Raw genomic sequence first — 6,145 nt, 5'->3', positions numbered from 1 at the left:
CCGCAATCCGCGCGACTCGCAACTGCGGGGTATCGATATTGATCTAGCAAAAACCTTAAGCAATGATTTAGGCGTAGCGCCTGTTTTCGTCGATAGTTCGTTCGCCAGCTTTATGGATGATTTGGACACGGACAAATGTGACATAGCCATGTTTGGCATCGGTCATACCGAGGCCCGGCGGGCGCGCATCGACCTGACCGAACCCCATTTACGCTCCGGCATGTATGGGATCACAACCAAAACCAACAGCAGCATTCGCAATTGGGCCGATATCGACCAACCGGGCCGCGTGGTCGCGGTGCAAAAGGGAACTGTAATGGAGCCCTATATGTTGCAAAATGCGAAAAAGGCGGAAGTCCGGGTCATCGTGCCGCCCGACACGCGCGAAGACGAAGTTCTGTCGGGGCGCGCCGATGTATTTATGACCGACTATCCCTATTCCCTGCGCATGCAGTTCCAGCACGATTGGGCGCGGGTCATCGCCCCGCCACAAATCGTGAACCCCGTCGATTATGGGTTTGCGATTAAGAAAGGCCAGCCCGACTGGCTGGCGCGAATCAACAGCTTTATCGCCCAAATCAAAAAAAGACGGGCGCCTGATGACCGCCGCCAAAGCCAATCAAATGGAGCAAATCGCCCTTACAAAATAGCCCTGTTTAGAGACCGATAAACCCCTCGCCAGCGCCCTGGTGAGGGGTTTTTCTTTGTGCTGCGACGCTCTACGAGAGCCTTAAACCTCCCAAAAAAATCCCCTCTTCTAGGATGAAGAGGGGATTTTTGCTAAGCACAGTTAAGAGGTTACTGCGCTAAGCGATGCAGCCCCGGCAGGCGGCTGAGCAAGGGCAGGCCAAGGCCAACCTCGATCTGCTCCCGCCGCCGCAAGCTGCCATCGGCAAGCTCCGCCGCAAACGCCAGCGCGGCCCCCAGTGCCAGCCCCCCAAAGATCCCGCCAATCACGAACAAAATGGCGGGCGGGGTCATCGGCACGGTCGGCATCGTCGGCGGATCGATCAATTTAACCCGCTCGGGGGCTTCGAATTTCCCAAGCGCCCCGGTAACGCGGGCCATTTCATAGCGTTTAGCGAGGCTATCGTGCATCTCGCGCGCGGCCAGAACGCGCCGATCTAACTGATGCTGCTCGCGTTCGATGGTCCCATAAGTCGCCACCGAGGCTTGCGCTTCGGCGACCGACGCCGCTAACCCCGCCACCTCGCGCGTTAAACTTTCCTGTTTCGCTTTGCTATCCTGCAAGCGTTGCATTTGCGACAGGAGTAACGGGGCCGCTGGCCGATCCGACGAAACGCCTTGCGTGGTTGCTTGGGTAATCAGGCGCTCGATATCCTCAGGCGTCAGCGTTCGGGCGGCATCGATGAGCGCTTTGCGCTCGTCCTCAAGCCGCCGAACTTTCCGTAAAGCCGCCTGCACCTCCGAATGATCGTCGGTGTAGCGCGCGCGCAGCAGGGCCAGTTCCCCAGAAACCTGAACGATTTGTTCTTCCATTTTGCCAATCACCGGGTTGGTATTGGCAAGCCTTGCCCGCATATCGTCGAAAGCCGCAACGGCGGTTACAAGTTCGGCGCGCTTTTCTTCCAAGGTGCGCTGGAGCACGGTGAGCCGCTGCACATTGGCCGTGTAGAGTTCGGGCAGTTTATCGGCATTTTTCAGCTTGAACTCGGCCAGCGCATCTTCCGCCTCGGTCAGAACGCGGCGCTTTTCGGTAATCTCGCGCTCCAGAAACGTTACCGAGCCTTCCATTGACGAGCGTTCGGGGGCGAGGAGCCGATCGACAAACCGCTCGCCAATCGTCGAGAGCACTTGGTCGAGCCCCTTGGGCGCGTTGCCGCGCAGTCGGAGTTCGATCAAATCGCCGCCGACGAGAAGCGCGGTGAGATTCCCCGACATTTCCCGAATGGCCCAGTTTTGCGCCGCGGGCGACGCATCGGGCGGCAGCAATTGGCGCTCGCGGATCACGGCGGCCAGCACGTGTTCGCTGTGCAACAGCGCCTTCAGCCCTTCCATTCGGTCTTTCAGATTGGGACCTACGGCCAGATCGTTCAAAAACGGATTCAGCTTGGCGGGTTCTTGCACCAGAATCGTCATGCGCGCTTCGTAGTTCTTCGGCAGCAGCAGGCTCACCCCAAAGGCGAGAAGCGGCATCACGACAATCGGCACGCACAGAAGGTAGCGGCGATACCAGGCCGCCGACACGATAAGGTATAGAATATCGCCGATAGAGCGTGGCGGAAGGGGGGGCGGTGTGGTCATCTCGCGCGGCCCGTCACTGTAGCTCAGGATCGGCGGCACTGGGGCGCAGAACCGCTGTATCGGGGGAGAGCGAGGGGCTGTAATGCAGCTCGGCCCGCGCCACGAGGTCCTTCGGAAGCGCCGCTTTCACCGACGCCCCGCGCTGCATAACCAACGCCATTGTTTGCGCGGGCGACAGCGCCCCCTCCCCCGGCCCCATCAAAATTCTCACCGGGCCGGGCTGGGCCGCAAGCTTATGGGCGGCGAGCGTAAGCTTTAGCATTTCGACCGAACTCAATTTTGCGCTCGCGGGGGCAAAGCGCAGCAGTGTTTCCAGCAGGGGCACAGGGGGCGCCTGGGTCTCGACCGGCTCCGGGACTGGGGCCGCGACTGGGGCGACCGACGGCGGCGCGCTGGGGGCGGCCTCCGGCACCTCCGTTGCGCCGCGCACTTTTTGCAAGCATCCCGGCCACGCTCACCGGGCGCTTCGGTTGGGCTGCACGGTCCTCACTTTGGAGCGTTGCCCGCAATCCCGCCGGGATCATCGACAGCGGATCGCGGTTTGCGCAGCCGCTGAGGCAAATTGCAACGAGCCCCAGGGTCAAAACCGTCTTGAGCTGCGCTGAGATATGCATTTTGCAACGGGCCATAGGGAAACCTCCGAAAAGCGGGCCGAATACCCGTCAGAGGTACAATCCCCATGCCAAAGCTCACGGGCGCAGCGCAAGGGCAGCTTTTTGGCGAAACATCGTGAAGAACTCCGGCGTCGCCCGCGCCCGCGCGTCCGCCCATCGGTCGCCCAACGTATCGCGCAGCACCCCCAGTAACCGGGCGGCGGCAGGCGCGCGGCTCCCCGCCAAAGCCGTGATCCAGCGGCTATCCTCCACCGCTTCGGCTAAGGTCAAGAGACTGTCGTCAATCGCAGGAAGCGCGGGACAGGGGTCGGCGCTCGGGTGCAAAAGGCCAAAATCCGCCTCGCGCCCATCGGTTGGATCGAAAGGATCGGCGGTCGGCATGCGCGCGTGCCATTGCAAATAGCCCTCCGCCCCGGTCAACCACAGCCAGAACCCCGCCGCCAATCGCGGCGACTCGGCGTTATAGAGCCAGAGTTTAGCATCTGGACGCGTTAGGCTCGCGCGGGCCGTGCGGAGCTGGGGCCGATCCAGCCCAAAGCCCTGATTAACCAACGCCATATCGAGCCCCGCCAGAAACTGCGCATCCCCGGGCGCATTCAGATGGGCGGCGAGCTTGAGCCAGGGCAATGCCTCCCGCAACCGTGCCCCCGCCGCAAAATCGCTAGAGCCGTGCGCCGGGTTCGACGGCTCATCGGCGATGCTCCAGTAAATCTGATCGCGCTGCGCGGGCAGCAAAGCCCCGTCCAGATCGTGCAAGCGCTTTGCCGTCGCCTCCACGCCGCCATCGGCTAAAGCCCGCTTGAGCCCCGCATAGGCGATCCACGGCGGGGCAGACTCCGCTAGCATTGCCCGAAGCCGCGCGGGCGTGTGCAAATCTAAGGGCGGCGCGTGCGGCGTTAAACCGAGATGGGTGAGGAACCGGGCATCGCAGCGATAGCCCTCTAAACGACGGTCCTCCCCGCCGTCCGCGCGCCAGACTTCCTGAGGGGGATCGTCCAAATAGGGGCTGACCGCCGTTCGCGCCTCGGGCAGCGTAATCGGCAGAACGGTGACGGGCACCCGCTGAACCGCCCCATCGGCGAAGTGGAGCGTAAGGGCGTGGGGTCCGGCTTTGGCGGAAACGGCACGAAGCCACAGCACCAGCCGTCGCGGTCGATCCGGCAGGCGCGACGTTAGGCTGCCCAGCGGCATCAAATGGCGCGCGGCAGGGATGAGGAGTTGAGAGGCGGCTTGTGCCCGCTCCAGCGTCCAACGCCCCTCCCAAGCCTGAACCTCCAACCCCGCATCGGCGCGAACCTGCGCAACCTGCGCCCCAGGCGGCAACCAAAGCGCGTACCGTACCGCGCCGTTCTGGGCGATTTCGAGCGGTGCAACCGGCCCGCTCACCGGGGTTGGCGGTGACCAAACCGGCCAGGCGGCGTCGAACGCTTCGGCCCGGCGAGCGTCTAACCCTGCAAGCGCGGCCTCCCCGGCGTCGGTTGCGGGCGCAAGGGTGAGCCCGGCCAGATAGGTCGGCCGGTCGCCCTGAAAGGCGATTTCGAGCTGTCCATCGGTCAGATCGAGGGTGGCATCGATCCGGTCCCCTCGGCGCTGCCCGAAGGCTTCCCAGGCGGACGCTAGCGAGGGTGTATCCCCTTGGCCGCCCGCCAAATAGCGCCGGGAAATCCACTCCGGCAGGCTCCAGGCGCGGTGATCCAGCACAAGCCCGTTCGCCGTGACATTCCGGTTCAAGACGCGCGGCAGCGTTTCCCAGTCGCCGGGGTCTTCCAGCCAAAGGCGAAGGTGCCAGCGGCCTGGCGTGACGCTCAGGCGCACTTGATCGATTCCGCTAATACCATCGGCGAGCATGCGCTCGCGCCCGACCGGCGAACCGCAACCTTCCGCACACCGCCCAAGCGCGAATCATCCGGCCCAAGGCGCGCAAATCCCGGCGCGGGGGGAAGCGCAACCGGGCCAGCGTCGAGCGCTATTACGTCCGGAGGCGGCGGCGGGGCGGGCTCCACCGCAACCTCGGCCTCAATCGCGGCGGGAGGGTCGCTAAAAAGATACAGGCGGCGCGTCGTGGCCAGATCGTGCGGCGCACCACCCGACCGGGTTAACCCCTGCGCCGGGAGGCGAATGACGAAGGGGCCGGGCGGAATCAACCGCTCCTCATTCACCCGCGTGCGATAGTTCACACTGTCCGGCCCATCCAGGCGCAGGACCAGCGTCACCGGCGCTGCGGCGTGGCTGACGCCGCGCAGGACCAAATCCGCCGCGCCGGAAAGCGGGGCAAACGGCGTTTCCCGATAGAGCGGCAGCGGATCGGCGAGGGCTGGAGCCGCCAGGAGCACCAGCAAAAAGCCAAGTCGCCGCATCAGCCCATCTCTTCCAGATAGGCGCGAATCGTCGCCGCCCGCGCCGCCCAACTTTCCCCGATCACCCGCTGCTGCCGCGCGGCTCTTTCCTGCCGAATCTGAGCCGGATCGCGTTCCTGCAACCCGCGCAGATAGGCGGCAGCCTCCAGCACCGTCGCGGCGGTCTTAAGCTCCGGCGCATAGGCTTGCGCCGCTGGAAAGGGCGTGGCCACCGTCGGCACGCCCGCCGCGAGATATTCGCGCAGCTTCAACGGATTGCAGGCGTGAATCTGCGGTAGGTCCCGAAACGGCAAGAGCGCCGCCGTCCAAGCGTGCAGATAGGCGGGCAACTCCCCGTGTGCGCGGGGGCCAAGCAGGCGGATATTCGCGTAACGGGCCAGTTCGGCCAGCTTCTCCGCGCTCTCGGCCTTCGCCGGGCCGATCAACTGAATCTCCCAATCGGGCAGCAGTCGCGCCAGTGCCATCAGCCAATCCCAATCCACCCAACCGGCCAGACTGCCATAAAACCCCACCGTGGGCCGATCTTGGGGAACGTCGGACGGGCGGTCTTGCGGCGTCATGAACAGATCCGTATCGACGCCATGCGGGACAAGCCGGGTTTTTGCCGCCGGAAACTTTGCCGCCAATTCCGGGCTCGTTGCCAAAATCAGATCGACCCGCGCGGCAAGCTCGGCCTCGTGGCGCAGGACATCGGCGTGATCGACGCCTTCCAGCGCGCCGAAATCGTCGCAGCAATAATAGACCGTGGCCGCCGTGGGCAGCCGATCCAAAACCGGCCCCGCCGTGGGCAGCGAGGTCCAAAGAATCGGACGCGCCGATAGGCCGGTGCGGGCTAGCCCCCGGCGCAAGCTGCGCGCCAGTAGTTGCCCGGCCAGCGCCGCTTCGAAGCCTTTTCGGGGAACGGGCGGG

Annotated in this window: 6 protein-coding genes; 1 reads left to right on the top strand and 5 read right to left on the bottom strand. The window is 64.2% G+C overall.

The annotated features are described in order from the left end of the window. A partial coding sequence (locus tag VZ95_RS07485) for an ABC transporter substrate-binding protein (RefSeq protein ID WP_052711574.1) occupies window positions 1-670 on the top strand: 670 nt, incomplete at its 5' end. A 128-nt stretch (window positions 671-798) separates the two neighbouring features. Here the strand turns inward: VZ95_RS07485 and VZ95_RS07480 are convergent. The 5 genes from VZ95_RS07480 to VZ95_RS07460 form a co-directional block, all read right to left on the bottom strand. Continuing rightward, entirely contained in the window at window positions 799-2,265 is a 1,467-nt protein-coding gene (locus VZ95_RS07480; RefSeq protein ID WP_045775297.1) for a GumC family protein, read from the bottom strand. 13 nt (window positions 2,266-2,278) lie between these two features. Continuing rightward, a complete protein-coding gene (locus tag VZ95_RS07475; RefSeq protein ID WP_156995149.1) occupies window positions 2,279-2,695 on the bottom strand; it encodes a hypothetical protein in 417 nt (138 codons plus the stop codon). A 259-nt stretch (window positions 2,696-2,954) separates the two neighbouring features. Beyond that, on the bottom strand, window positions 2,955-4,727 hold the full coding sequence (locus tag VZ95_RS07470) for a hypothetical protein (RefSeq protein ID WP_156995146.1): 1,773 nt from the start codon (window positions 4,725-4,727) through the stop codon (window positions 2,955-2,957). Then, entirely contained in the window at window positions 4,685-5,236 is a 552-nt protein-coding gene (locus VZ95_RS07465; RefSeq protein ID WP_045775294.1) for a hypothetical protein, read from the bottom strand. The genes VZ95_RS07470 and VZ95_RS07465 overlap by 43 nt, the downstream gene beginning before the upstream one ends. Continuing rightward, on the bottom strand, window positions 5,236-6,145 hold a 910-nt coding region (locus tag VZ95_RS07460), incomplete at its 5' end, for a glycosyltransferase (protein ID WP_052711573.1). The genes VZ95_RS07465 and VZ95_RS07460, both read right to left, overlap by 1 nt.

Origin of the sequence: Elstera litoralis (genome assembly GCF_000963705.1) — a bacterium.
Lineage (GTDB): Bacteria > Pseudomonadota > Alphaproteobacteria > Elsterales > Elsteraceae > Elstera > Elstera litoralis.
The sequence above is the reverse complement of the archived record's forward strand: the minus strand, read 5'-3'. Positions and strand labels throughout refer to the sequence as shown.